Below are 23,923 nucleotides of genomic sequence, written 5' to 3'. Positions count from 1 at the left end.
CCTCGGGCGTCTGCCTAGGCTGTGTTCGTCATGCCAGCCCGAGCACACGCCATCCTCATCACGCGCACCGGCGACGACGCGCGCGCCCAGTTGCGCAGCACCCTCCAGGCGCTGCGCGCGCAGACGACGCCCCCGCACGCGATCACGCTCGTGGTGACCGGGCCGATCGCCCACGTCCGTCCCGAAGACGGCTTCCCCGGCGTCGAGGGCGTCATCGAGACCCGGGTGGGGACCTCCTTCGCCGAAGCCGTCGAGCTGGCGCGTCCCCGCGTCGCCGCCGGCGACTCGATCTGGCTGCTCGCGCAGGACACGCGTCCCGCTCCCGATGCGCTCGAGCACCTCGCCGGGGCGCTCGAGCGATCGCCGTCCGCCGCGCTCGCCGCCCCGAAGCTCGTCCGCCATGACGACGACCGCGAGATCGTCTCGCTGGGCGTGAGCATGACCCGTCTCGGACGCGCGGTCGAGCTCGCCTCCGACGAGCTCGACCAGGGGCAGCACGACGGGAACGACGACGCGCTCGGCGCCGACATCCGGGGGACGCTGGTGCGCGGCGAGGTGCGCGAGTCGCTGCGCCCCGACACTGCGCTCGCCGGTGCGGACGAGGGACTCGACCTGGGTGTCCGCGCGCGCCTCGGCGGCTGGCGCGTGGTGCTCAGCCCGGCCGCGCGCGTCGAGGTCCGACCGGACGGTCCCGCAGCCCTGCCCCGTCGTGAGGCGCACCGCGCCTGGGCGACGCGGACAGCCCAGCTGCATCGGCGGCTGTCCTACGCCCCCGCCCCCGCGGTGCCCCTGCACTGGCTCTCCCTGCTTCCCCTGGCGCTCTGGCGCACGATCACCCATCTGATCGGGAAACGGCCGGCCTCGGTCGCCCCGGAATGGGGTGCGGCGCTCACGGAGATGTTCCGTTTCGGCGCCGTGACGCGGTCCCGGCGCGCCATCCGCGGGTTCCGCACCTCCAGCTGGAGCGGCATCGCGCCGCTGCGGGTGAGCAGGGCCGATCTGCACCGGCGGCTCGACGACGGCCACGGCAGCGAAGGCGGCGCGACCGGGGAGCTGCGGTTCTTCTCCGGGGGCGGGGCGTGGGCGGTGCTCGCCGCGCTCGTCGTCGCGGTCGCGGCCTTCACCCTGCTCCTCGCCTGGCCCGCCATCGGCGGAGGCGGACTGCTTCCGCTCCGGGAGACGGTCGCCGGGCTCTGGGCCGATGCGGCCTGGGGGCGCCGCGGCGTCGGACTCCAGCTGGTCGGGCCCGCCGATCCGTTCGCGGGCGTCCTCGCAGTGCTCGGCTCGCTCTGGCCCGGTGCGCCGTCGTTCGCGATGGTGCTGCTCTGGATCCTCGCCCTTCCGCTCGCCGTGCTGGGCGGCTGGTTCGCCGCGACGCGCGTCACCGACCGCTCCGGTCTCCGCATCCTCGGCGGCGTCGCCTGGGCCCTGGCCCCGACCTTCCTCACCGCACTGATCGAAGGGCGGCCGGCGGCGGTGCTCGTGCATCTCCTCCTGCCCTGGCTGTTCCACGCGGCGACCGTCGCCCATCGCTCCTGGGGAGCGGCGGGAGCCGCGTCGCTGTTCGCCGCGGCCGTGCTGGCCTGTTCCCCGTCGCTCGCCCCCGCGGTGGTGCTGCTCTGGATCATCGCCCTCGTCGTCGTGCTCTCGCTCGGGCGAGTGCGCGGGGCTGTCCGCCTGCTCTGGGTGCTCATCCCGTCGGTCGCGATGTTCGCGCCGCTGGTGTACGCCCAGGTGCGCCGGGGCGACCCGCTGGCGCTGCTGGCCGACCCCGGCGCGATCTGGGCCGGGCCGCAGGCGGCCGCCGACGCCGCCGGGCGGGCGGTGCTCGCCACCGGCTTCCCGACGTCCGATCTGGCGGGCTGGACGACGTTCCTGAACGGGTCTGCCGTCTGGGTGCCGTTCCTGCTCGCCCCGATCGCCCTGCTCGCGCTGTTCTCCGCGGTCTCTCCGCGCTGGTACGTCGGCATCGTCCTGCTCGTGGTGTCCGTCACGGGCATCGCCACCGCCTTCGCCGCCGTCGGGGTCTCGGTGAGCTTCGCGCAGGGCGCGCCCGTCGCGATCTGGCCCGGAGCGGCGCTGAGCCTCGCGTGGATCGGTGTGACGGGTGCGGCGCTCGTCGCGCTCGACACCGCGCGTCCCCTGACGCGCGTGCGGGGCATCGCCGGGCTCATCGTGGGGGCGGCCCTCGTGGTCTGCGCCGTGCCCGCTCTCACCGCGGTGCACCGCGACGCGGCGTCGATCACGAACGGCCCGGAGCGGACGCTCCCGGCCTTCGTCGCCGCACAGAGCGGCGAGAAGGACGCGATCGGCACGCTGGTGCTCACGCCGAAGCCGGATGGCGCCCTCGCCGCCGACGTCGTCTGGGGATCCAGCGCCACACTGGGAGCGCAGACGACCCTCGCCTCGACCGCCACCGCCGTCCGCGACGACGGCATCCCTGCGCTCGCCGTCGACCTGCTGTCCGCGCGCGATTTCGACGCGGCGGCCGCACTGGCGAAGGAGGGCATCAGCTTCGTGCTCCTCGCCGAGCCTGCAGACACCGACCGCGCCCAGGCGCTGCACGCCGACGCCGAGGTCGCGATCGATCAGCGCCCCGGCCTGGTCAAGGCCGGCACCGAGCGCGGTGTGCTCTGGCGCCTCGACGCGACCGCTGCGGCGCGTGAGGACCTCACCGGCGCCCAGCACACGGTCGCGCGCATCGTGACGCTCCTCCAGCTGATCGTCGTGCTCGCGGCCCTCCTGCTCTCCATTCCGACCCGAGCCTCGCGCCGTGCGGTCCGTGCCGGTTCGCGCATCGTCGGCAGGGCCCCCGAGGAGCCGCTGGTGCTCCCGCGCCGCAAGGCGCGCCCCGGTGAGAGGGACACCGCTCCGATCCCACCCGGTCCGGTCGCCGAGCAGGGCGCTGCGGACACGGACTCCGCGCCGGATGCACCCGACGCGGGGTCGTCGGCGGATGCGGCCGCGCCGGAGGAGCCCGCCGTGGACGTCCTCCCCGACCGTGAGCCGGGGACGGAGACGCTCCCCACCGCCGAGACGGTCGCGCAGCCGGAGGCCGTGGACGCTGCGGAACCGGCGGCCGAGGAGGCCGCGTCGGAGGAGAAGAGTGCCGAGGCTGCGGCCGGATCCCGATCCGAGGACTCCGCCGCCGGGGACGACACCGGAGCGTCCGCCGAGAGGAGCGAACGATGACTCGCCAGGGAGCGGCCCGCGCCGCCGCCACGGGCGTCAGGATCGCCGTCGGCGCGATCGTCGCCGTCGCGTGCGCCGGAGCCGCCGTCGTGGGCGTCCATGCGCCGTGGCCTGAGGTCGCTCACGAGCCGGCCCAGGTCCGCGTCACCCCGGTGCCCGGCAACACCCAGCTCGTGTGCGACGGATCGTTCCGCGCGCTCGGACGGGACGCGTCGCAGGCGCAGCTCATGACCTCGGCCGGGCTTCCGCGGCTGGTGTCGGGCGGGACCGAGGGCGAGCCCTCGGCCGACGGCCTCGAGATGCCCGGACTCGCCGGTGGGTCCGGTGCCCGCACCCTCACCGGGACCGTCCAAGGACGCACCGCGCCGCTGATCGCCGCCGTGGAGTCGATCGTGCTCGACGCGGAGGACCTCTCCGGACTCGCCGCGGCGCCGTGCCGCGCCCCGGCCCTGCAGACCTGGCTCGTCGGCGGCAGTGCCGCCACGGGCAGCGCCGATGTCATCGTGCTCTCCAATCCGTCCGACGTCGCCTCGACGGTGACGTTCGCCGTCTTCGGATCGAAGCGGGCGGCGTCCACCGCCGTGGTGCCGCCGAAGACGCAGACGGCTCTCCCTCTGGCCTCGATCGCGCCGGGGGAGTCCACACCCGTGGTGCAGGTGGTCGCCTCCGGCGCGCCGGTGCGGGCCGTGCTGCAGTCGTCCTACGTGCGGGTGCTCGACCCCGCCGGCATCGATCTGCAGGACGGCGTCCCCGATGCGCAGCGGAGTCTCGCCTTCACGGGCGTGCGAATGGGCGATGCCGGCGCCGGGGACGATTCCGCGGCTCCGGTGCTGAGGATGCTCTCGCCCGGCGCCGACACGACCGCCGTCGTGCGGGTGCGCGGCGAGGGCGGATCGGCGGACGCCGACGAGTACACGGTGCCGCTGAAGCAGGGCATCCCCGCCGAGGTCTCCCTCGCCGGGTTGGACAAGGGCTTCCACGACGTCGAGGTGACGGCGGAGAGCCCGATCGTCGGCGCCGTGCGGCAGACCGAGGCCGCCGGTGCCGCGGCGGACTTCGCCTGGATGACCCCGGCTCCGAAGATCAGCGCGGACGTGATGTTCGCCGTGCCGTCCGACCTCGACGCCGCCCTCCACCTGCTGAACGACGGCGACGCCGCCGTGACCGTGACCGTCGCGGACGGCGACGACGAGAAGCGCGTCGAGGTCCCCGCGCACGGATCGGCCTCCGCCGCCCTGCGCGGCGGCTCCACTCCGGTGCTCTCGTCCTCGGGGCCGGTGCGCGCCGCGCTGTCGGCCGTCGGCCCCGCGGGAACGGCGCAGATCGCCGGATGGCCGCTGTGGCCGGGGGACCGCACGCAGCAGTCGATCACCGTCTATCCCTGACTATCCCTGCCCCCTGGGCGTCGAGGTCGGCCCGTGCCGCGGGTCGGTCCCGTCCGCTCAGTAGGACGGCGGATCGGCCTCCGGGCCGAGCTCCCAGGGCTCGCGGCCGATGTACTCGGCGGCGGCGTGGAACACCGCGCTCTCGACGGCGTACCGGCGGTGGAAGGCGTCGTCGTGCCCCGGGGGGAGGAGCCGTTCGATCGGCACGCGGTAGAGCGAGATCCGCTTCCCGCCGTGGTCGACGCGCCAGCGGGGTATCCCGCCGTCCCTGTCGTGCGTCGGCATCGCCGCGATCTCGAAGCGCACATCCCGCAGCTCCGGCCAGGTGCCCCGCAGGAACTCGACCGCGGTGCCGACGGTCACGTCGAACCGGTCGATGCGGCCGTCCAGCGGGGGCAGCGGCGGGCGTACGACCTCGCTGCGGCCGAGGCGGCCGTGCCGTCCGTGCCGCGCGCTGCGGGGAGCGGCGGCAGAGGCGGTGCGGCGGCGGGGCATGCGAATCAGCTTACGGCGTCGCGGTGCTCCGCGGCCGTGCCGGGTGGACGGCGCGGCATCCCGGCCCCTCGCCGGGGCGGTCATAGTCTGGGACGGATGGACGGACGACTGTGCTCGAAGGTGGGCTGCGCACGCGAAGCGGTGGCGACCCTGACGTACGACTACGGCGACCAGATGGCCGCGCTCGGACCGCTGGGCCCGGCCGGTCACCCGCACGCGCACGACCTCTGCGCGCAGCACTCCGACCGGCTCTCCGTGCCCGCCGGGTGGCTCGTGGTGAGGCACGAGGCTCTGCGCATCTGATCCGCCACGCCGGTCCGGCGGCGGAGTCCTCTCGGGGCCCGGGTCGATAGGCTGGCCGGGGACGCGCCAGCGGGGTGCCTCCGGAGAGGTCGGCCATGGTCGTCTGGCGTCGTGTCATCCTTCCCGTGCTCCTCATCGTCGTGCTCGGCGCGGCGGCGGCGGCTCTTGTGAAGCTCGCGTTCTTCCCTGACGCCTCTGAGGCGTCGCCGATCGACCCGGGCGGCGCGGTGACCGATCCGGTGATCGCGGTGGAGCGCGGATCTCTCGTCAACGAGCTCGCGCTCGACGGCACCATCGCCCGCGACGAGTCCTTCGCCGTGCGCAGCGAGGTGAACGGCACGGTCACCGCCGTCAACGTCTCCGATGGCGCGACGGTGACCAAGGGGCAGGTTCTCTTCACCGTCAAGCAGGACGAACCGGCGAAGAAGGTCGACATCGTCGCACCGGAGGCCGGGGAGGTGAGCGAGATCGCTCTCGTCAAAGGACAGCCGACGAGCGTCGGCGGTGAGGTCCTCACTCTGACGCCCTCCCGATACCACGTGCAGGCGACGGTGCAGCCTGTCGAGCTCTACCGGCTGGTGGGTGCGCCGTCCGAGGCGAAGGTGACGATCACCGGAGGTCCGGCGCCGTTCACCTGCTCCGGTGTGCGCGTGCAGGTGAGCGCCGAGGGCACGGCGAGCGTGCGCTGCGCGATCCCCGCCGGGCAGACCGTGTTCGCCGGACTCCCGGCGAAGCTCGCCCTCGCCCTCGGGAAGGTGGATGACGCGATCGTGATCCCGGTCACGGCGGTGCAGGGCGGCAGCGGGAACGGCGTCGTCTGGGTCGACAAGGGCGACGGGGAACCGGAGAAGCGCTCCGTCACGCTCGGCGTCAACGACGGCGCCCAGGTCGAGGTCACGGACGGTCTCGCCGAGGGCGATCAGATCAGGCAGTTCGTCCCGGGATTCGCCGCCCCGGTGCAGGAGGACTGCTGGGACGACGGCCAGGGCGGCCAGATGTGCCAGTCGGGGACGAACTGGTGAGCCTCGTCTCGCTGCAGGACGTCACGAAGAGCGTCCTCCTCCCCGACGACACCCGCCTGGAGATCCTCCGCGGCGTGACGCTCGAGGTCGACGCCGGGGACCACGTCTCGATCGTGGGGCGCTCCGGATCCGGGAAGTCGACCCTTCTCAACATCCTCGGCATGCTCGACGCGCCGACCACGGGCGCAGTGTCGTTCGAGGGGCGTGAGGTGGGGAGGATGCGCTCCGGCCGCCTCGACCGGCTCCGGGGCGACAACGTCGGCTTCGTCTTCCAGCAGTTCAACCTGCTTCCCGGGCGGACCGCGCTCGACAACGTCATGATGCCGCTGTCGCATGCTGCAGGGCGGACGTTCTGGTCACGTCGGAGCATCGCCGCGGACATGCTCGAGCGCGTCGGCCTCGGTCATCGTGTCGAGCAGATCGCGGACCGACTCTCCGGCGGAGAGCAGCAGCGCGTCGCGATCGCCCGCGCCCTGGTCCGTCGGCCGGTGCTGATCCTCGCGGACGAGCCGACCGGCGCGCTCGACATCGACACCGGCGCGACCGTCATGGCACTGCTCGACGAGGTCGCGACCGAGACCTCCGCGGCGCTGGTGACGATCACGCATGACCTGCACGTCGCGGCTCGGGCCCGTCGGCACTACCGGCTCGATGCCGGTGTCCTGGCCCCTGCCGATCTGCGACGCGCCTTCGAGGCGTCCACGCTGCAGGAGAGCGCCGACGCGACGCGCGACGGCTCGACCCTGAGCGGGGCATCGCGGTGACCAGTGTCATCGGCGCCCTCGCCGACGCGTGGGCGGAGATCCGTGTGCACAAGATGCGGGTGCTGCTCAGCCTGATCGGCATCGCCGTCTCCGTCGGGGCGCTCACTGCGGTCGTCGCTCTCACCGACTACGGGATGCAGAACACCGCGGAGTCCGCGGACCGATGGGGTGGCCGTTCTGCGACTATCGCGATCGCGCCCATGAGCGAGAGCGGAGTGGTCGATACCGCCGCCTTCGATGAGAGGGTCGTGCGCGTCAGCGAACGGTACGGCTTCACCCATGTCGCCCGTTCCACCGAAGGCATCCAGCTGCTGGTGCAGGCGCCGGACGGCGTACGATCCACGGAGACGCGTCTCCTGGACCCCGACTACGCGGTGATCCATCGGGAGAAGCTCCTCGAAGGTCGCGAGTTCCGTGCGTCCGACGCGGAAGCCCTGTCGCCGCCGGTCATCATCTCCGAGGCGATGTGGGACCGTCTCGGCCGCGTCCCCCTCGCGCAGCATCCGACGATCGAGATCGTCGGGGCCGGAGGCGGGGTCTATCAGGTGGTAGGAGTCCGGGCAAAGGAATGGCGGGACGATCAGACCGTGAGGATGGACGTGCTCTTCGACGGGTACGCCTCCCGCGTCGAGCAGCTGCCGGAGGGCGCGGCAGTGCGCTGGGACGTCTGGGTGTCCTCCGAGGCGGCGTCGAGGATCGGCCCGGTGCTGGCGATGGATCTCCGAGCGGGTCTGCCGTCGGGCCAGCAGGTCATGGTGAGCCGGACCGACGCCGGAGCGCAGCCGGGATTCGAGGAGCAGCAGCAGATGCTCCGGCTGATCACCGGCGGGATCGGCGTCCTGGTGCTCGGCCTCGGAGCGCTGAGCCTCATCAACATCCAGCTGGTCGCGATGCGGCAGCGGGTGAGGGAGATCGGCGTCCGGCGCGCGTTCGGTGCGACGGGGGGACGGGTGTTCACGGCCGTCCTCCTGGAGAGCCTCGTGGCGACGACTGTCGCCGGGGTGATCGGCATCGCGGTCACGATCGCCGTGCTGCGGTCTCCCTGGGTGCTGGAGGGCATGTTCCCCGCGCTGGTCGACGTGCCGCCCTTCCCGATGGGGGCGGCGGTCACCGGGCTGGTCTCGGCGGTCGTCGTCGGCGCGGTCGCAGGCTTCGTGCCGGCGCTCGTCGCGCTGCGGGTGAAGGTGATCGACGCGATCCGGTTCTGACCGGGTCGGCCCTCAGACGCGCACGCGTCGGCCGCTGAGACGCTCGGCGCGATCGTCGGCGAAGACGAGCGCGCGGGTCTCGCGCTGCCGACGCAGCACGGTGATGCCGGCGAGCAGCGCCTCGGGGTGCACGGGGGGCATCGGGGATACGAAGGGCTCGCACTCCGCCGTGAGCTCGGCCGCGACGCGGGCTCGGGCTTGAGGGGTCAGCTGCGGCGAGCTGACCAGGAACTGCGAGATCCGCCTCGCGAGCCGGTCGGGGAGTCGCGCCACATCGGCGATGCGCGCCCACTCGGTCAGCTCCGGCGGCAGGTACGGAGCGTGGACTGGCAGGGCCGGCACGCGCACGCGCTGCGAGTAGGTGCCGGCGGCGAGGTCGCCGAGGCGCTGGGTGCGCGGGGTGAGCGCGCCGAACATGGCGGCGAGCCCGCCGAAGGTCATGTAGATCTCCAGCACGCCGAGCAGCGCCCGGATGAAGGAGTGGCGGAACGTGATCGCGCCGCCGTCGGCGCGCACCACCCTGGCGCCGATCGCGAACTTGCCGACGCTGCGCCCGCGGGTCGCCACCTCGACCGTCAGGGGGAGGACCAGGAAGCTCACCACGATCGAGGTGATCACCAGGATCCGCGCTGTCGCCTCGGTGAGCAGCCCGCTCGAACCCGCCCACACCTGGAGGAAGAGGAAGCCGAGGAAGACCGCGAGGGAGATCGCCATGTCGAGCAGTGCGCCGAGCGCGCGCAGCAGGAAGCCGATCGGCTGAGCGTCGATCGCGACGGCCTCGCCGGAGAGGATCTCCTCTTCGGCGGCAACGGGCATGGACATGCATTCAGTAAATCAGACGCGCGTGCGCGGAGCGCCCGGACCGGCCGACCGCGTACAGTGAGTCAGGTGGATGCCGATGCCCTCACCGACGCGCGCCGGCCCGAGTGGGCGCGGCTGGACGAACTGAGCCGTCGTCGATCACTCAACGGCGACGAGGTCGACGAGCTGATCGTCCGCTATCGCGCGGCGTCCGCTGACCTCGCCGAGCTCAAGACGTCGGTGGGCGACTCGCCTCAGGGCGCCTACCTGTCCACGATCCTCGTCAAGGCCCGGCTGCGCCTCACCGGGGCGTCGGACAACGTGATCGCCCAGGTCGGGCGCTTCTTCTCCTCCCAGCTGCCCGCGGCCCTCTACCGTCTGCGCTGGACCACGCTCGCCGTCGCCGTCGTGTTCCTGCTCATCGTCGTGGTCAGCGCGGTGTGGGTGGTCTCCGACCCCGAGCGCCTCGCGACCCTCGGCGGTGCCGACATGCTGAAGGACTACGCCGACGACAAGTTCACCGATTACTACACCGAGAACCCCGCCGCCGTGTTCGCAGGCATGGTGTGGACGAACAACGCCTGGATCGCACTGCAGTGCGTGCTGTTCGGCATCTCCGGGATCTGGCCCCTCTACGCGGTGATGCAGAACGCGATGGGGCTCGGCGTCTCGGCGGCGGTCATGGCCGCGCACGGCCGCCTCGACATCATGGTGCTGTACATCCTGCCGCACGGTCTGCTGGAGATCACCTGCATCCTCGTGGCCTGCGCCGCGGGGCTCCAGCTGTTCTGGGCATGGGCGGCTCCGGGGCGGCGGAACCGCTCCGTCGCCCTCGCCGAAGAGACGCGTTCGCTCGCGACGGTCGCGATCGGCCTGGTCTTCGCGCTCGCCCTCGCGGGGTTCATCGAGGGCTTCGTCACCGGATGGGCACTCCCGTGGCCCGTGAAGATCGGCGTCGGCGCCCTCGCCCTCGCGATCTTCCTCGTCTACATGCTCGTCGTGGGGCGTCGCGCCTATCGCCGAGGAGAGACGGGCGATCTCGTCGAGTACGAGTCGGGCACCCCGCAGCTCGTCGCCGGCTGAGTCCGGCACGCGGTCAGGGGCGGGGCCCAGGACCACGAAGAAGGGGCCGGCGTCGCACGCCGACCCCTTAGACGCCCGCTCTCGTCAGTCCTTCCTGGCGCCGTCGAACAGCGCGCGGTAGGCGAAGCCCGCCAGCAGCGCGCCGACGATCGGGAACACGAGGAAGACCCACAGCTGCGCCAGCGACTCCCCGCCGCCGTAGATCGCCGCGGCGATCGAACGGGCCGGGTTCACCGACGTGTTGTCCACCGGGATCGAGATGAGGTGGATGAGGGTGAGGGTGAGGCCGATCGCGAGACCGGCGAAACGGGTGCCGCGCTGCGGGTGCGTCGTCCCGAGGATCACCAGCAGGAAGAAGCCGGTGAGGATGACCTCGATGATCATGGCGGCCGCCATGCCGAACCCGCCGGGGGAGTGCGCATCCCAACCGTTGCTCGCGAACCCGGCGTCCTGCGCGCCGGTCAGCCAACCGTCCGGACCGAACATGCCGACCAGGACGAGAAGGGTCGAGCCGATCACACCGCCGACCACCTGTGCCACGATGTACGGCGCGACGTCCTTCCAGGCGATCCGGCCGGCGGCGGCGACGCCGAGGGTGACCGCGGGGTTGAAGTGCCCGCCGGAGATCGGTCCGAAGGCGTAGGCGCCCACGACGACGGTGAGGCCGAAGGCCAGCGCGACGGCCACGTAGACCGCGGAGTTGGCGCCGGGGTCGGTGAAGTGGTTCGAGGCGAAGAGCGCCGTGCCTACGCCGCCGAACACGAGGAGGAACGTGCCGAAGCCCTCGGCGGCGAGCTTCGCTCCGAGCGACGGGGTCGCTGTGGATGGGGAGTCAGACATCTCGGTGTCCTTTCCTGAGGGCGCGAGGCGATATACCGCGCGCGATCACATGATCGCTCACTCTCAGCGACCTCACAGGGCGGACACGCCGAAGCGCCTCCCGTCCGTACGAGGCGGAGGGGAGGCGCTTACGGAGGGCGTCAGGCGCCGGTGCGCTCGCGCAGCGTGGCACCGAGCTGCGCGTCGACCTGGCCCCAGTACCAGAAGAAGCGCTCCTGGACGGCGGGAACGGTCAGGCCGCCGTACTGCCCGACGAGGGTGTCGACGAAGCGGGCGCGCTGCTCGTCGTCGAACACCTCGCGGTAGAGGATGCCCGCCTGGACGAAGTCGCCGTCGTCCGCGCGCAGGGTGGCGGCGGCGCGGACCAGCTCGCCGTCCGACTCCCAGCTCGCCTCGACGCCCTGCAGCGGATCGGCCTCGGGGCCGCCGGCGGCGCCGTACGAGTTCGGGGTGTACACCCGGTGCTCGGGGCCGTTGAAGTGGTACTGCATCTGGCCCTCGTGCATGTAATTGCGCACCTCGGCCGCGTGCGGCTGGTTGACCGGCAGCTGGTTGTAGTTCGCACCGATGCGGTAGCGCTGCGCGTCGCCATAGGAGAACACGCGCGCCATCAGCATCTTGTCGGGCGAGATGCCGGTGCCGGGGACCTGGTTGCCGGGCGAGAACGCGGCCTGCTCGATCTCGGCGAAGAAGTTCCGCGGGTTGCGGTTCAGCGTGAAGGTGCCGACCTTGATGCGCGGGTAGTCCGCCTTCGGCCAGGTCTTGGTGAGGTCGAAGGGGTTGACGCGGTAGGTCTTGCCGTCCTCGTACGGCATGACCTGCACGTAGACGTCCCACTTCGGGAAGTCGCCGCGGTCGATGGCGTCGAACAGGTCGCGGCGGTAGTAGTCGGCGTCCGCCCCGGCGATGCGCTCCGCCTCGGCGGCGTCCATGCGCTCGACGCCCTGCTGCGACAGGAAGTGGTACTTCACCCAGAAGCGCTCGCCCGCGGCGTTGACCCACTGATAGGTGTGCGAGCCGTAGCCGTTGACGTGCCGCCAGCTGCGCGACAGGCCGCGGTCGCCCATCAGGTAGGTCACCTGGTGCGCGGACTCGGGGGAGAGGGTCCAGAAGTCCCACTGCATGTCGGCGTTGCGCAGGCCCGAGGCGCCGAGGCGCTTCTGCGAGTGGATGAAGTCCGGGAACTTCATCGCGTCGCGGAGGAAGAAGGTCGGGGTGTTGTTGCCGACCACGTCGAGGTTGCCCTCGGTGGTGTAGAAGCGCAGGGCGAAGCCGCGCACGTCGCGCCAGGTGTCGGGGGAGCCCTGCTCGCCTGCGACCGACGAGAAGCGCAGCAGCACCTCGGCGGTGGTGCCGGGCTGGAATACGGCCGCCCGGGTGTACGCCGAGACGTCCTCGGTGACCTCGAACTCGCCGAACGCTCCGCCGCCCTTCGCGTGGGGGTTGCGCTCCGGCACGCGCTCGCGGTTGAACGACGCGAGCTTCTCGACCAGGTAGCGGTCGTGCAGCGCCGTGACGCCGTCGGCGCCGACGGTGAGCGAGTGCGCGTCGCTCGCGACCGGGGTTCCGGTCTGGGTGGTGGTTGCGGGCTTGTCAGCCATTGCTGTTCCTTTCGCAATCTGGGCAGAGGGCTCGGTAGGTGACCGCGGCTTCGAGGATGCGCATGCCGTGGTCGTGGGAAGGATGGAGGCAGGGGGCGGATCCGACCGCGCAGGCGACGTCCTCGACGCGTCCGCACGACACGCACTGCACGTGGTGGTGGTTGTCGTCGCGGTGCTGGATCTCGTACAGCGCGCTGCCGACGTCCGGCAGGCTCACGCGTCGCAGGATGCCGGCGGCGGTGAGGTCGTGCAGGATGCTGTGCACGGTCGCGAGGGCGACGCCGGGAAGGGCGTCGCGGATGCCCGCGAAGACCGTGTCGGCCGAGGCGTGCGGGCGGGCGGCGACGGCGTCGAGCACGCCGACCCGTTGCGCCGTGACCCGCAGCCCCGCATCGCGGAGCCGCTGAGGCATGTCGACGACGGGGGCGGGGGCGCTCATGCCCCCATCTTATCCTGAATGATTCAGGATAACCAGCGAGTCGGGACTGGCGTGTCGCCTACAGGCGGCCGGCCGCCTTCAGCTCGAGGTACCGGTCGGCGATGCGCGGCGGAAGGGCCTCCGGATCGGCGGCGAGAGCCTCCCCGCCGGCCCGGCGGATCGCATCGGCGACGATCTCCGCGTCCCGCATCGTCCGCTCCGCCGCGGCCGCGAGGTAGACGTCGGCGCGCGTGTCCCGCTGCCGCGCCAGCTGTGTGATGGCGTCGTCGGTGGTCGAGCCGACCAGCACGGTCGTCGCGCGGCTCGCCTGCGGGAAGGCCCCGAGGAAGCCCCTCGCCGACTCCGCGGCGTCCTGCGCGGTGAGGACGACGATGAGGGAGGGGCGCGTGGTGAGGGAGCGGATGGCGGCGAAGGCGCTCGGCCAGTCGGTGTCGACCAGCTGGGCGTGGACGGGAGCCATGGCGTCGGTGATCGCGGGCAGGAGCGCGGTGCCGTCGACACCGGTCACCCGGGCGCGCGCGATCCGGTCGAACATCAACAGGTGCACATGGTCGCCCGCCCGGTTCGCCAGGGCCGAGAGCAGCAGCGCGGCTTCGAGCGAGGCGTCCAGCCGGGTGCCGTCGCCGACTCGGGCCGCGGCGGTCCGCCCCGTGTCGATGAGGATCACCACGTGGCGGTCGCGCTCGGGGCGCCACGTGCGGAGCATCGTCGTCCCGGCGCGGGCGGTCGCACGCCAGTCGATCGACCGCACGTCGTCGCCCCGCACGTATTCGCGGAGGGAGTCGAACTCGGTGCCCTGACCGCGAACCTGGATGGAGGTGTTGCCGTCGAGCTCGCGCAGCCGGGCCAGTCGCGACGGGAGGTGCTTGCGGGAGGAGAACGCCGGGAGCACCCGGATCGCGCCCCGCACGTCGTGCCGCGCCTGGCGTCCGGCGAAGCCGAGGGGGCCGCGCGACCGGATCATGACGAACTCGCTGCGGAGCTCACCGCGTCGGCGGGGGAGCAGCGGGATCTCCGCGCGACGGCGCTCCCCGGCGGGGATCGCCATCCGGATCCGCCCCTCGGGCGCCCCCGCGGTCGGCTGCCAGGCGTCGCGGATCCGTGCGTGGAGCGTGCGGCGGCCGGTGTTCTCCACGGCGAGGCTCGCCGTCACCCCTTCGCCCTGGCGGGTGCGGGCGGGAACCCGGCGGGAGACCACCGCCTGCCGCGGACTCGGGGCGAGCAGTACGTCGAGCGCCACCAGGAGCGCGCACAGCACGAGCCACGCCCCGAACGTCAGCCACGGGGGCACCCCGGCCGCGTCGAGCAGCACGATCGGCACGACGCCGAGCGCGACGAGGGGGACGAGCAGGCCGGTGAAGAACATTCAGATCGGCACCCGGGTCTGCTGCACCACGGAGCCCAGCACGGCATCGGCCGAGACGCCCTCCATCTGGGCGTCGGGGCGCAACTGGAGCCGGTGGCGCCACACCGGCATGAGCATCGTCTGCACGTGGTCGGGGGTGACCGCGCTCGACGCGTTCAGCCAGGCCCAGGCCTTCGCCGCCGCGAGGAGCGCGGTGGCCGCGCGGGGGCTCGCACCGAGCTCGACGGAGGGCGACTGCCGCGAGGCGCGCGCGAGGTCGACGACGTATCCGAGCACCTCGTCCGTCACCTGCACACGGGAGGCGGCATCCTGGGCGGCGCGGATCTCGTCCGCGGTGATGACCGGCTCCACGCCGCTGAGCGCACGGGGGGAGAAGCCCTCGGCGTGCAGACGCAGCACCGAGACCTCGGCGTCGCGTTCCGGCATCCCCACGACCAGCTTCATGAGGAAGCGGTCGAGCTGTGCCTCGGGCAGCGTATAGGTGCCCTCGTGCTCGACGGGGTTCTGCGTCGCGGCGACCAGGAAGGGATCCGGCAGCGGCCGGCTGGCGCCGTCGGCGGACACCTGGCGCTCCTCCATCGCCTCGAGCAGCGCCGCCTGGGTCTTCGGGGGCGTGCGGTTGATCTCGTCGGCGAGCAGGATGTTGGTGAACACGGGCCCGGCGCGGAACTCGAACTCGCCGGTGCGGGCGTCGTAGACCAGAGAGCCCGTCACATCGCCCGGCATGAGATCGGGGGTGAACTGGACGCGCTTCGTGTCCAGGCCCAGCGCGCGGGCGAAGGAGCGCACGACCAGCGTCTTCGCCACTCCGGGCACGCCCTCGAGCAGCACGTGGCCGCGTGCCAGCAGCGACACCAGCAGGCCGGTGACGGTGCCCGCCTGGCCGATGACGGCCTTGTCCACTTCGAGCCGCACCCGGTGCATCGCCTGGCGCAGGGCGGCGTCGTCTGACGTGATCGTGTTCTCGTCGGTCACGGAGTGTTCCTTTCGGTGGGCGCGTTCCCTGCGGAACGCATCGTGCTGTCGACGGCGGCCTCGAGCTCGGCGAGGCGGCGCGCGGTGTCCACGAGGTCGACGTCGCTCGCGGGCAGGTCGCCCCCGAGAAGATCGTGCAGCGAGCCCCGCGGGATGCGCAGCCGGTCGGCGGCGGCGTCGGCCACCTCATGCGGCGCGGCGCGGTCGCTGAGCCCCAGGCGCTTGGCGAGGCGGCGGACGGTCCCGTCGCGGATCTCGGCGGCGGCGTGCCCGGCGTCCGCGGCCTTCGCCGTGAGCCGGGCCCGGCCGTGCATCGTCTCCGATGCGCGGACGGTGACCGGCAGGTTCTCGGCGACGAGCGGGCCGAACCGGCGTCCGCGCCAGAGGGTCGCGGCGACGCCGGCGAGCAGCAGCATCACGATGGCCGGAGTGAGCCAGTCGGGCGTGCGGGTGCCGAGGGTGTCGGGCTCCTCGCCGGTGCGGTCGGTGTCGGCGAGCGTCGGCTCGTACCAGACGACGCGGCCGGTCTGCGCGAGCAGGGCCAGTCCGAGCGCGGCGTTGCCGTTCTCTGCAACGTGCGCGTTCGTGAACAGGGCGGTGCCCTCCACGATCGTGACGGTGGGGCCGCCGGGCTCGCCTCGGAGCACGGCGGCATTGCCCTCCTCGTCGACGAAGCACGCGTCGGCGGAGGCGTCAGGGGCGAACACGCGGGTGGGGACGATCTTCCCCACTTTCGCGAACTCGGGGATCGCGCAGCCCGGTTCGACGGCGCCGCCGGCGGACGACGCGTTCGTGCCGAGGCCGAGCAGCCGGAGGGTGCGGCTGCTGCTGCTCAGGAGCACGACGCGGTCGGCGCTGTCGAGGAGGCTTCGGACGCCCTCGTCGGTGAGCTGATAGGGATCGCTCAGCACCAGCGTCGTGTCGTCGGTGATCGCCGCCGCGGCCTCCGAGCGGCTGCGCGTCGTGATGACCTCGACGCCCTGCTGACGCACGAGCTCGGCGAGCGCCTTCGCCCCGACATCGTTCGTCCCCTCGGGGCTCAGCACCCCCGTCGCCGTCGGAGCCGTGGCCACCATCCGTGCGGCGACGGCGGCGCCGCCGCAGGCGAGCAGGACGATCAGCACCCAGCCGAGCGCGCGGCGCCAGCGTCCGCGCTGTCGTGCCGCGGCGGTGGTGCTCGGGGTCTCGATGACGGCCTCGCCGGTGTCCGGCGTCGTCGAGGTCATGCCGGCACCGCCTCGGGACGCAGCGCACCGAGGCGCTCGTCGAGCGCGGCGATCGTGCGGTAGTCGGACTCGTCCGCGGGGATGCGCAGATAGCGGACGCGGTCGAACGCCGTCGCCGCCTCGTGCAGGGGCTCGACCTCGGCGCGGAATGCGATCGCCGCCTCGCGCGAGATCGCCTGCGCCGTGGCCCCGGGCGCCGGATCGATGAGGTCGCGCTCGAGCAGACCCCGCGCGATCGCGCGGAACCGCAGGGCGACGGCCGCGTCCCAGTCGCCGTCGCGGGCGGCGCGCTCCGCATCGGCACGCAGTTGGGCCGCGGAGCGGTCGTCGCGCTCGCCGAGCAGCTGCCCCGAGCGGCGCACCGTGCGGGATGAGCGCGGGCGGCCCCAGACCACAAGGGCGACCACGACCGCGGCGAGCAGGATGAGCACGATGACGACGATCGCGAGCGGTGCGACGCCGGAAGCGTTCCCGTTGGAGAATAGGTTCGCGAAGAACTCTCCGATGGCGCGCCACAGCTCATCGAACCAGGTGGGCTTCGCCGCCTCGTAGGCGGGCTTGGACAGTTCCTCCTCGGCCCACCGACGCGCCTCGTCCCCGTCGGGGACGAAGACGTCCTGCAGCACGGGGAGAAGGCTCATGTGCGGCCGCCCGGCGGGGCCCAGGGCGAGTCGATCGTCGACGGAGCGGACGGTCCGCCTTCCTCGCCGTCGGGGGAGGCCGGCGCCGGGGCGGCGGCCGGTGGCGCAGGCGGGAACGCCGCCGGGGCGGCGGACGCGTGTGCATAGTGCGCGGGCGTCTGCGGCGACTGTCCCTGAGGCGCCTGGCCGTAGGGCTGTGCCTGTCCGTACTGGGGCACCTGCCCAGAGGGGGCTTGCGGATACGGGGCTTGTCCGTAGGGAGCCTGTGCGTACGGGGCCTGTCCGTAGGGTGCCTGTCCGTAGGGTGCCTGTCCGTACGGGGCCTGTCCGTAGGGTGCCTGTCCGTAGGGTGCTTGTCCGTACGGTGCTTGTCCGTACGGGGCGCCGGGCTGTCCCGGGACGCCGTAACCGTAAGCCGGGACGTAGGGCTGGGGCTTGGGCGGCGGCGTCGAGGTGACCGCACGCGCCGGATCCACCGCGTAGGGGTCGCCGAGCTGCTCGTCCGTCCAGCCGAGCGAGCTGCGCTCGACATAGGACATCAGGGACTGGTCGAGGGCCTCGTAGCGCATGCGTGCATCGATGTAGACGAGAGTCGCTCCGGTGCTCTGCACCACGGCGGCGATCGCGCCGACGGCGAAAGTCAGCACCTGGGGCAGGAGCGTCGCGACGAGGAGGGAGGTGATCGACGATGGGTCGGGCGCGCCGGTCGGGGCGATCGTCCCGAGGAGGAGCGAGGTCGCGAGCGAGGTGGGCACGGCCACGACGTTCGCCACGATGCCCATGATGAAGCTGATGAGGAAGGTCACGCCGAAGGCGACCCAGAAGCGACCGCGGATGAGGCGCCACGAGCGCACGATCGCCGGGCGGAGCTTCGCCCGCTCGAGCACCAGCGCGCTGGGCACCAGGAGGAGCTTGGTGTTCAACCAGACGAACAGGGGGATGCAGGCGAGGATGAGCAGGATCGTGACGAGAACCATGAGCCCGGTCGCCTGCAACGCGTTGAACCCGCCGCTCGTTGAGACCAGGAAGACGATGCCCAGGACGATGGCGAAGAAGCCGAAGACCGCGAGGCCCTGCAGCAGGGCCCAGGCGACCAGCCGCCAGAAGGCCGGCTTCATCCGCCCCCACAGGAGCCGGAGCGGAGCCTTACGGCCCACGGCGGCGAAGCTCACGTCCGCCGCGACGACGCCCTGCAGCATCGCGGTCAGCGCGACGGTCGCGAAGACCAGCGCGACCCCGGTGAGCAGGTTGATGCCCACGGTTCCCGCCATGATCGCGGAGTAGTCGGGGGAGTTCGGCGAGACGGTCCGCAGCCGCGCATACGAGAGGGCGAACACGGCGCCCATCACCACGCCCGTGATCAGCACGCTCGCGAGCTGCACCACCGCCGCGAAGCCGAACAGCACCTTGGGGTTGTGTCGCAGCGCCGCGAAGGCCCTGCCCAGCAGCATCCCGAACGTCATCGGATGCAGCGGGATCGCGCCCTTCCTCGGTGCCGGGGTCCACGTCTGACCGCTCACTCGCACTCCCTCCGCCCGTGCCATCCCATCGTGTCACACCCGCACCCTCCGTCCCGAGCATCTGCGCGGCATCCTGGCGATCCGGACATCCTTCAGTAAGCTGAGACGAGTTGCGGTCGCATCTGGGGATGCCTCGTTGCGCCGTGTGAGGGACAAGGAATGTTGAGGCTGGGCGGATATGACGTCACGCATCCTCGTGGTCGACGATGACACGGCGCTGGCCGAGATGATCGGCATCGTGCTTCGCACCGAGGGCTTCGAGGCGCTGTTCTGCGCCGACGGAGCGCAGGCGGTCGACCGCTGGCGCGCGGAGCGACCCGATCTCGTGCTGCTCGATCTCATGCTGCCCGGCATGGACGGCATCGAGATCTGCACGCGGATCCGCGCCGAGTCCGGAGTGCCGATCATCATGCTCACCGCGCGCTCCGACACCGCCGACATCGTGCGCGGCCTCGAGGTCGGCGCGGACGACTACATCGTCAAGCCCTTCAACCCCAAAGAGCTCGTCGCACGGATCAGGACGCGTCTGCGTCCCGCCCCGGAGACGACCAGCGAGGTGCTGCGCGTCGGCGACCTGGTCGTCGACGTCGACGGGCACGAGGTGCGCCGGGGGACCGCCCCCATCGCGCTGACGCCGCTGGAGTTCCAGCTGCTCGTCGCCCTCGCCTCGAAGCCGCAGCAGGTGTTCTCCCGCGAGATGCTGCTGGAGCAGGTCTGGGGTTACCACTACAAGGCGGACACCCGCCTGGTCAACGTGCACGTGCAGCGTCTGCGCGCGAAGGTCGAGCTCGACCCGGACAACCCCAAGATCGTGATGACCGTGCGCGGAGTGGGCTACCGGGCCGGGAGCGTCGGCTGAGGTCACGATGACCACGTCTGGCGCGATGCCCGCCCGGCTCGCGCTGCTGCGCGACTGGCGGAGCTGGCCGCGGTCCCTCGCCGGACTGTGGCGGCGCTCGCTGCGCTTCCGCACGATCACGATCACGGTGCTGCTCACCTCGTTCGCCATCTTCGTCACATGCGTCGCGATGGCCCTGGTGATCCAGAACGACCTCTTCCAGTCCCGAAAGGACGACGCGCTGCTCAAGGCCCAGCGCGCCGCCACCGAGGCGCAGCGCACTCTGGACTCGAGCGCCGCGGGCGACGACAGGGCGGCCATGCAGGCGGTGTGGCTCCAGGTGCAGCGCCAGATCGCACGCACGGCGGCCACCGAGCTGGTCGCCGCCTATCGCGGCCCCGACAACGTCAGTCGTTTCCCCAACGACTTCGTCAACGGCATCACCTCGGCCCAGCTGTCGTCCGGGCTGAAGGCGAGGGTCGATGAGTTCGAGAGCCGCCAGTACTGGCAGTCGATCGCGATCCCGACCACGGATGGCCCGGACCGCCCCGGGATCGTCGTCGGGCAGCAGCTCCTCGTGCCGGGAGCGGGGATGTACGAGCTGTACATCGCCTTCGACATCAGCGACACGAATGCGACGCTCCTCTTCGTGCAACGCACGCTCTGGCTCGCCGGGCTCGCCCTCGTGGCGATCGTCGCGGCCATCTCCTGGCTCGTGCTGCGCGCGGTGTCCACACCGATCGTCGAGGCGGCGGAGACCAGTGCGCGCCTCGCATCCGGCGATCTCCAGGTGCGGCTGCCCGTGCGGGGCGAGGACGAGCTCGCGGTGCTGGGGCGGTCGTTCAACGCGATGGCGGACAGCATCGAATCGCAGATCAAGGAGCTCGGGGAGCTCTCGATGGTGCAGCAGCGGTTCGTCTCCGACGTGTCGCACGAGCTGCGCACGCCGCTGACGACCATCCGTCTCGCAGCCGACATGATCAACGACCAGAAAGACACCTTCGAACCGACGACCGCGCGCACCGCGGAGCTGCTGCACACGCAGGTGCAGCGCTTCGACACACTGCTCGCCGACCTGCTCGAGATCAGCCGCTACGACGCGGGCTCGCTCCAGCTCGAGGTCGAGGCGACGAGCCTCGCGCAGCTCGCCGAGGAGATCGTCGATCAGATGCGACCGCTGGCCGAGGGGCACGGCACCGAGCTGCGGCTCGTCGCACCGGGCGGATACTCCCCGGTGGACATGGATCCGAGGAGGGTGCGCCGCGTGCTGCGCAACCTCGTGGGCAACGCGATCGAGCACGGGGAGGGTCGCCCGGTCGTGGTCACGGTCGACAGCAATCAGCATGCCGTCGCGGCCGGGGTGCACGACTACGGGCTGGGGATGCGCCCGGAGGACGCCGAGCGGGTCTTCGACCGGTTCTGGCGCGCCGACCCGTCCCGCAAGCGCACGATCGGCGGCACCGGCCTCGGACTGTCGATCGCGCTGGGCGATGCGCGACTGCACGGCGGAACGCTCGAGGTGTGGTCGGAACTCGGCGTGGGGACGAACTTCGTGCTGACGATCCCGCGCCAGTCCGGTCCGCTCGAAGGGCAGAGCCCTGTGCCGCTCGAGCCGCAGGACACCGCGGTGGACCTCGGCGCGTTCACCCAGCCGATCCCGCTCTCCGAGCTGGCTGACCGGTTCCCCGACCAGCGCCCCGGCGACGGGCGCTCCGACGACGGGAGGCGGTCGTGAAGCGCCTGCGTCTGCTCGCGGCCGGAATCCTGGCCGCAACCCTCCTGCTCACCTCCTGCGCGGGGCTCCCCACCTCCGGCCCCGTCAGCGTCGGGCGGGGCATGGGCGACGAGCCCTCCGACCCGGACTTCACGCAGATCGCGGCGAGCCCCGAGAAGGGTGCGAGCCCGGCGCAGATCGTGCAGGGCTTCCTCGATGCGGCGATCACGCCGACCGACAACTGGGAGATCGCGCGGAAGTACCTCACCGAGAAGGCCGCGCAGACCTGGCGTCCCCTTGCCGGGGTCACGATCGACTCCTCGGCGGGCTCCCGGCAGATCACACCCGGCCACGACGTCGACGACAAGTCGAAGAACGTGGACGTCGACGTGCAGCTCGACCAGGTCGCGAACGTCGACGACCAGGGCGTGTACACCCCGCTACGGGGCCCGAGCCCGACGACGTTCGAGGTCATCCGCGACCAGAACGGCGAATGGCGCATCTCCCAGGCCCCGGACGGGATCGTCCTCGACGAGGCGCTCTTCCCCCAGGTGTTCGACTCCTACGCGCTGCAGTTCTTCGACCGCTCCTGGACGCACCTGGTCCCCGACGTGCGCTGGTTCCCGCGGCGTCTGAAGTCCATCGCGACGACGGTCGCCGGCAAGGTCATCGGGGGGAAGCCGGCGGCCTGGCTCGCCCCCGGGGTGCGCAGCGCGTTCTCCGACGACGTGACGCTGGCGAGCAGCACGGTGACGGTGACCGCGGAGGCGGTCGCGAAGGTCGATCTCACGCCGGCGGTGCTCTCGCAGGACTCCGCGACGCTCGCCCGCATGCGCACCCAGCTCGAGGCGAGCCTCGCCCCGCTGGGCGTCGGAGAGGTGCAGCTCACCGTCGACGGGCAGCCCCTCGACGCGGGGAAGGCCTCGGTCGACACGCAGAGCCCCGACTCGGGGATGCTGGTGCTCACGAAATCGGGCTTCGGGACGCCGGTCGGCGACGAGATCAGCGCGGTGGGGGACGTCACCGCGCAGATCGGGAAGATCCTCGACCCCCTCGCCTCGGTCGACGTCGCGGTCAACGACTCCCGCGCGGCGGTGCAGCTGCGCGACGGCCGGGTGTACCTCGTGCATGACGGTGACACGACTGAACTCGACACCCGGAAGTCGCTGATCGCGCCGTCGCTCGACATCTACGGCTACACCTGGACGGTGCCGCGCGACGATCCGCATGCGGTGAAGGTCACCGGCGCCGATGCGGCCCCCGCTGACGTCGAGAATGCCTGGCGCGACGCCTCGGCGATCAGCCAGCTGCGGGTGTCGGCCGACGGCGCGCGCGTCGCCGCGGTCGTGACCGTCGGGGGACAGCGGCGCGCGGTCGTCGCCGCGGTCGTCCGCGACGACAAGGGCATCCCCGTGCAGCTCGGCACCATGGAGACGGTCGCGCGCCTGTCCGGCCCGGCGCAGGGACTCGCCTGGGTGGGCGGCGACGCGATCGCGGTGCTGGTCAGCGCGGAGAGCCCGCAGGTGATCATCCAGACGATCGGGGGCCCCGGGGAGTCCTCCTCGGCGCCGACGGGGTCGATGGCGATCGCCGGAGCGCAGACCTCGTCCGGGGTGCGGATCCTCGGCTCCAACGGCGTCGTCTACGCGAGGCGCGGCTCGATCTGGCAGGCGACCGGCGTCGAAGCCGAACTGCTCGGCACACGGGCCGGACAGTAGCTGCACATAGCGCGGATCCGCAGGCGTTCTCCACCGTCCGGGCGTTCTGGCTCACCGGCCCGGGTCACCGGGGCAGAGCATCGACGCATGAACGCCGACGCCCTCCGCGCCTCCGGCCGCGAGATCCTCGCCTTCCTGCTCGGGGCGGAATGCCCGGGATGCGATGCCCCCGGCACCCTGCTCTGCGCGCCGTGCGGCGCCGCGCTCGCCGCCGTCGCGGTGCGCCGGACGACGCCCGGTGGCGTGGAGGTGCGCGCGGCGCTGAGCTACGAGGGCGCGGCTGCCCGCTGTGTCCGCAGGCTCAAGGAGGACGGGCAGACGCTCCTCGCCGCCCCGCTGGGCCGGGCGCTGGGCCAGGTGATCGCACCCTCCCCGGCCGGTGCGCTGCTCGTGCCCGTGCCGACGGGCCGTGCGGCGTTCCGACGGCGAGGGTATCGCGTGCCGGAAGCGCTGATCCGCGGGGCGGGGCGCTCATCGTGCCGCCTCCTCGCTTCGGCACGGAAGACGCGGGATCAGCGGGGCCTCGGCCGCGAGGAGCGCGCCCGCAATGTGCGCGGCGCGATGCGCGTGCGTGCGAGGGCCGGCGCGGCTCTGCGGCAGGGGTGTGACGTGCTCATCGTGGACGATGTGGTGACCACCGGCGCGACGATCGACGAGGCAGCGCGGGCGCTCTCGGCCGCCGGCTTCCTGGTGGTGGGCGCGGTCGCTCTCGCGGCTACGCCGGGCCGGACGCCGGCGGATCGCGACACGGTGAAAATGGGTCGTGACATCCGCTGATCGGCGCACTACGGT

General features: G+C 72.3%; 21 protein-coding genes. 11 read left to right on the top strand and 10 right to left on the bottom strand.

Annotated elements, in window-relative coordinates; all coding sequences use genetic code 11:
- The first annotated feature begins 30 nt into the window (after positions 1-30).
- Positions 31-3,192 (top strand): glycosyltransferase, encoded by a 3,162-nt coding sequence (locus ABWO84_RS02305; protein ID WP_353112098.1) that lies wholly within the window; start codon positions 31-33, stop codon positions 3,190-3,192.
- The gene (locus tag ABWO84_RS02300; protein ID WP_353112096.1) at positions 3,189-4,577 is read left to right on the top strand and encodes a DUF5719 family protein; all 1,389 of its coding nucleotides are present in this window, start codon (positions 3,189-3,191) and stop codon (positions 4,575-4,577) included. The genes ABWO84_RS02305 and ABWO84_RS02300 overlap by 4 nt, the downstream gene beginning before the upstream one ends.
- Positions 4,578-4,634: 57 nt before the next feature.
- Here the strand turns inward: ABWO84_RS02300 and ABWO84_RS02295 are convergent, their stop codons facing one another.
- Positions 4,635-5,072 (bottom strand): hypothetical protein, encoded by a 438-nt coding sequence (locus ABWO84_RS02295; RefSeq protein WP_353112094.1) that lies wholly within the window; start codon positions 5,070-5,072, stop codon positions 4,635-4,637.
- A 96-nt stretch (positions 5,073-5,168) separates the two neighbouring features.
- Here ABWO84_RS02295 and ABWO84_RS02290 point away from each other — a divergent pair, with 96 nt between their 5' ends.
- From ABWO84_RS02290 to ABWO84_RS02275, 4 genes are all read left to right on the top strand, one after another.
- Entirely contained in the window at positions 5,169-5,375 is a 207-nt protein-coding gene (locus tag ABWO84_RS02290) for a DUF3499 family protein (protein WP_353112092.1), read from the top strand.
- Positions 5,376-5,470: 95 nt separating this feature from the next.
- Positions 5,471-6,397, top strand: a complete 927-nt coding sequence (locus ABWO84_RS02285) for an efflux RND transporter periplasmic adaptor subunit (RefSeq protein WP_353112090.1) — start codon at positions 5,471-5,473, stop codon at positions 6,395-6,397.
- Complete coding sequence (locus ABWO84_RS02280; protein WP_353112088.1) at positions 6,394-7,161, top strand: ABC transporter ATP-binding protein; 768 nt, start codon at positions 6,394-6,396, stop codon at positions 7,159-7,161. The genes ABWO84_RS02285 and ABWO84_RS02280 overlap by 4 nt, the downstream gene beginning before the upstream one ends.
- Positions 7,158-8,369 carry an ABC transporter permease gene (locus ABWO84_RS02275; protein WP_353112086.1) on the top strand — a complete coding sequence of 404 codons (1,212 nt, stop codon included), beginning with the start codon at positions 7,158-7,160 and terminating at the stop codon, positions 8,367-8,369. Before ABWO84_RS02280 ends, ABWO84_RS02275 begins: the two co-directional genes overlap by 4 nt.
- 12 nt (positions 8,370-8,381) lie before the next feature.
- On the opposite strand, the gene ABWO84_RS02270 is transcribed toward ABWO84_RS02275, so the two are convergent.
- A complete protein-coding gene (locus ABWO84_RS02270) occupies positions 8,382-9,191 on the bottom strand; it encodes an RDD family protein (RefSeq protein WP_353112084.1) in 810 nt (269 codons plus the stop codon).
- A 66-nt stretch (positions 9,192-9,257) separates the two neighbouring features.
- Between ABWO84_RS02270 and ABWO84_RS02265 the strand changes: the two genes are divergently transcribed.
- Positions 9,258-10,253, top strand: coding sequence for a stage II sporulation protein M (locus ABWO84_RS02265; RefSeq protein ID WP_353112082.1), 996 nt, complete (start codon positions 9,258-9,260; stop codon positions 10,251-10,253).
- Between the two features lie 84 nt (positions 10,254-10,337).
- Here ABWO84_RS02265 and aqpZ read toward each other — a convergent pair whose 3' ends face one another.
- From aqpZ to ABWO84_RS02225, 8 genes are all read right to left on the bottom strand, one after another.
- Positions 10,338-11,093 (bottom strand): aquaporin Z, encoded by a 756-nt coding sequence (gene aqpZ, locus ABWO84_RS02260; protein WP_353112080.1) that lies wholly within the window; start codon positions 11,091-11,093, stop codon positions 10,338-10,340.
- Between the two features lie 140 nt (positions 11,094-11,233).
- Positions 11,234-12,694 (bottom strand): catalase, encoded by a 1,461-nt coding sequence (locus ABWO84_RS02255; RefSeq protein ID WP_353112078.1) that lies wholly within the window; start codon positions 12,692-12,694, stop codon positions 11,234-11,236.
- Positions 12,687-13,133, bottom strand: a complete 447-nt coding sequence (locus ABWO84_RS02250; protein ID WP_353112076.1) for a Fur family transcriptional regulator — start codon at positions 13,131-13,133, stop codon at positions 12,687-12,689. The genes ABWO84_RS02255 and ABWO84_RS02250 overlap by 8 nt, the downstream gene beginning before the upstream one ends.
- A gap of 58 nt (positions 13,134-13,191) precedes the next feature.
- Positions 13,192-14,499: a DUF58 domain-containing protein gene (locus tag ABWO84_RS02245; protein WP_353112074.1), complete on the bottom strand. Its 1,308-nt coding sequence runs from the start codon at positions 14,497-14,499 to the stop codon at positions 13,192-13,194.
- The gene (locus tag ABWO84_RS02240) at positions 14,500-15,423 is read right to left on the bottom strand and encodes an AAA family ATPase (RefSeq protein ID WP_353112290.1); all 924 of its coding nucleotides are present in this window, start codon (positions 15,421-15,423) and stop codon (positions 14,500-14,502) included.
- 47 nt (positions 15,424-15,470) lie between these two features.
- Entirely contained in the window at positions 15,471-16,700 is a 1,230-nt protein-coding gene (locus tag ABWO84_RS02235; RefSeq protein ID WP_353112072.1) for a DUF4350 domain-containing protein, read from the bottom strand.
- Positions 16,697-17,341, bottom strand: coding sequence for a DUF4129 domain-containing protein (locus tag ABWO84_RS02230; protein ID WP_353112070.1), 645 nt, complete (start codon positions 17,339-17,341; stop codon positions 16,697-16,699). The genes ABWO84_RS02235 and ABWO84_RS02230 overlap by 4 nt, the downstream gene beginning before the upstream one ends.
- Positions 17,338-18,861 (bottom strand): DUF7847 domain-containing protein, encoded by a 1,524-nt coding sequence (locus tag ABWO84_RS02225; protein ID WP_353112068.1) that lies wholly within the window; start codon positions 18,859-18,861, stop codon positions 17,338-17,340. Before ABWO84_RS02225 ends, ABWO84_RS02230 begins: the two co-directional genes overlap by 4 nt.
- 178 nt (positions 18,862-19,039) lie before the next feature.
- Between ABWO84_RS02225 and mtrA the strand changes: the two genes are divergently transcribed.
- The 4 genes from mtrA (at position 19,040) to ABWO84_RS02205 (ending at position 23,908) form a co-directional block, all read left to right on the top strand.
- Positions 19,040-19,720: an MtrAB system response regulator MtrA gene (gene mtrA / locus ABWO84_RS02220; protein WP_353112066.1), complete on the top strand. Its 681-nt coding sequence runs from the start codon at positions 19,040-19,042 to the stop codon at positions 19,718-19,720.
- A gap of 7 nt (positions 19,721-19,727) precedes the next feature.
- On the top strand, positions 19,728-21,434 hold the full coding sequence (mtrB, locus tag ABWO84_RS02215; RefSeq protein WP_353112064.1) for an MtrAB system histidine kinase MtrB: 1,707 nt from the start codon (positions 19,728-19,730) through the stop codon (positions 21,432-21,434).
- Complete coding sequence (locus ABWO84_RS02210; protein ID WP_353112062.1) at positions 21,431-23,131, top strand: LpqB family beta-propeller domain-containing protein; 1,701 nt, start codon at positions 21,431-21,433, stop codon at positions 23,129-23,131. Before mtrB ends, ABWO84_RS02210 begins: the two co-directional genes overlap by 4 nt.
- A gap of 87 nt (positions 23,132-23,218) precedes the next feature.
- Positions 23,219-23,908 carry a ComF family protein gene (locus ABWO84_RS02205; protein ID WP_353112060.1) on the top strand — a complete coding sequence of 230 codons (690 nt, stop codon included), beginning with the start codon at positions 23,219-23,221 and terminating at the stop codon, positions 23,906-23,908.
- The last annotated feature ends 15 nt before the right edge of the window (positions 23,909-23,923 follow it).

This window comes from Microbacterium sp. (assembly GCF_040394595.1).
GTDB lineage: Bacteria > Actinomycetota > Actinomycetes > Actinomycetales > Microbacteriaceae > Microbacterium.
This window is presented reverse-complemented; position numbering and strand designations above follow the sequence as displayed.

Coding starts and splice junctions, on each gene's coding strand:
- ABWO84_RS02305 (WP_353112098.1), top strand. CDS start 31: ATGCCAGCCCGAGCACACGCCATCCTCATCACGCGCACCGGCGACGAC.
- ABWO84_RS02300 (WP_353112096.1), top strand. CDS start 3,189: ATGACTCGCCAGGGAGCGGCCCGCGCCGCCGCCACGGGCGTCAGGATC.
- ABWO84_RS02295 (WP_353112094.1), bottom strand. CDS start 5,072: ATGCCCCGCCGCCGCACCGCCTCTGCCGCCGCTCCCCGCAGCGCGCGG.
- ABWO84_RS02290 (WP_353112092.1), top strand. CDS start 5,169: ATGGACGGACGACTGTGCTCGAAGGTGGGCTGCGCACGCGAAGCGGTG.
- ABWO84_RS02285 (WP_353112090.1), top strand. CDS start 5,471: ATGGTCGTCTGGCGTCGTGTCATCCTTCCCGTGCTCCTCATCGTCGTG.
- ABWO84_RS02270 (WP_353112084.1), bottom strand. CDS start 9,191: ATGTCCATGCCCGTTGCCGCCGAAGAGGAGATCCTCTCCGGCGAGGCC.
- aqpZ (WP_353112080.1), bottom strand. CDS start 11,093: ATGTCTGACTCCCCATCCACAGCGACCCCGTCGCTCGGAGCGAAGCTC.
- ABWO84_RS02255 (WP_353112078.1), bottom strand. CDS start 12,694: ATGGCTGACAAGCCCGCAACCACCACCCAGACCGGAACCCCGGTCGCG.
- ABWO84_RS02250 (WP_353112076.1), bottom strand. CDS start 13,133: ATGAGCGCCCCCGCCCCCGTCGTCGACATGCCTCAGCGGCTCCGCGAT.
- ABWO84_RS02245 (WP_353112074.1), bottom strand. CDS start 14,499: ATGTTCTTCACCGGCCTGCTCGTCCCCCTCGTCGCGCTCGGCGTCGTG.
- ABWO84_RS02240 (WP_353112290.1), bottom strand. CDS start 15,423: ATGCACCGGGTGCGGCTCGAAGTGGACAAGGCCGTCATCGGCCAGGCG.
- ABWO84_RS02235 (WP_353112072.1), bottom strand. CDS start 16,700: ATGACCTCGACGACGCCGGACACCGGCGAGGCCGTCATCGAGACCCCG.
- ABWO84_RS02230 (WP_353112070.1), bottom strand. CDS start 17,341: ATGAGCCTTCTCCCCGTGCTGCAGGACGTCTTCGTCCCCGACGGGGAC.
- mtrA (WP_353112066.1), top strand. CDS start 19,040: ATGACGTCACGCATCCTCGTGGTCGACGATGACACGGCGCTGGCCGAG.
- mtrB (WP_353112064.1), top strand. CDS start 19,728: ATGACCACGTCTGGCGCGATGCCCGCCCGGCTCGCGCTGCTGCGCGAC.
- ABWO84_RS02205 (WP_353112060.1), top strand. CDS start 23,219: ATGAACGCCGACGCCCTCCGCGCCTCCGGCCGCGAGATCCTCGCCTTC.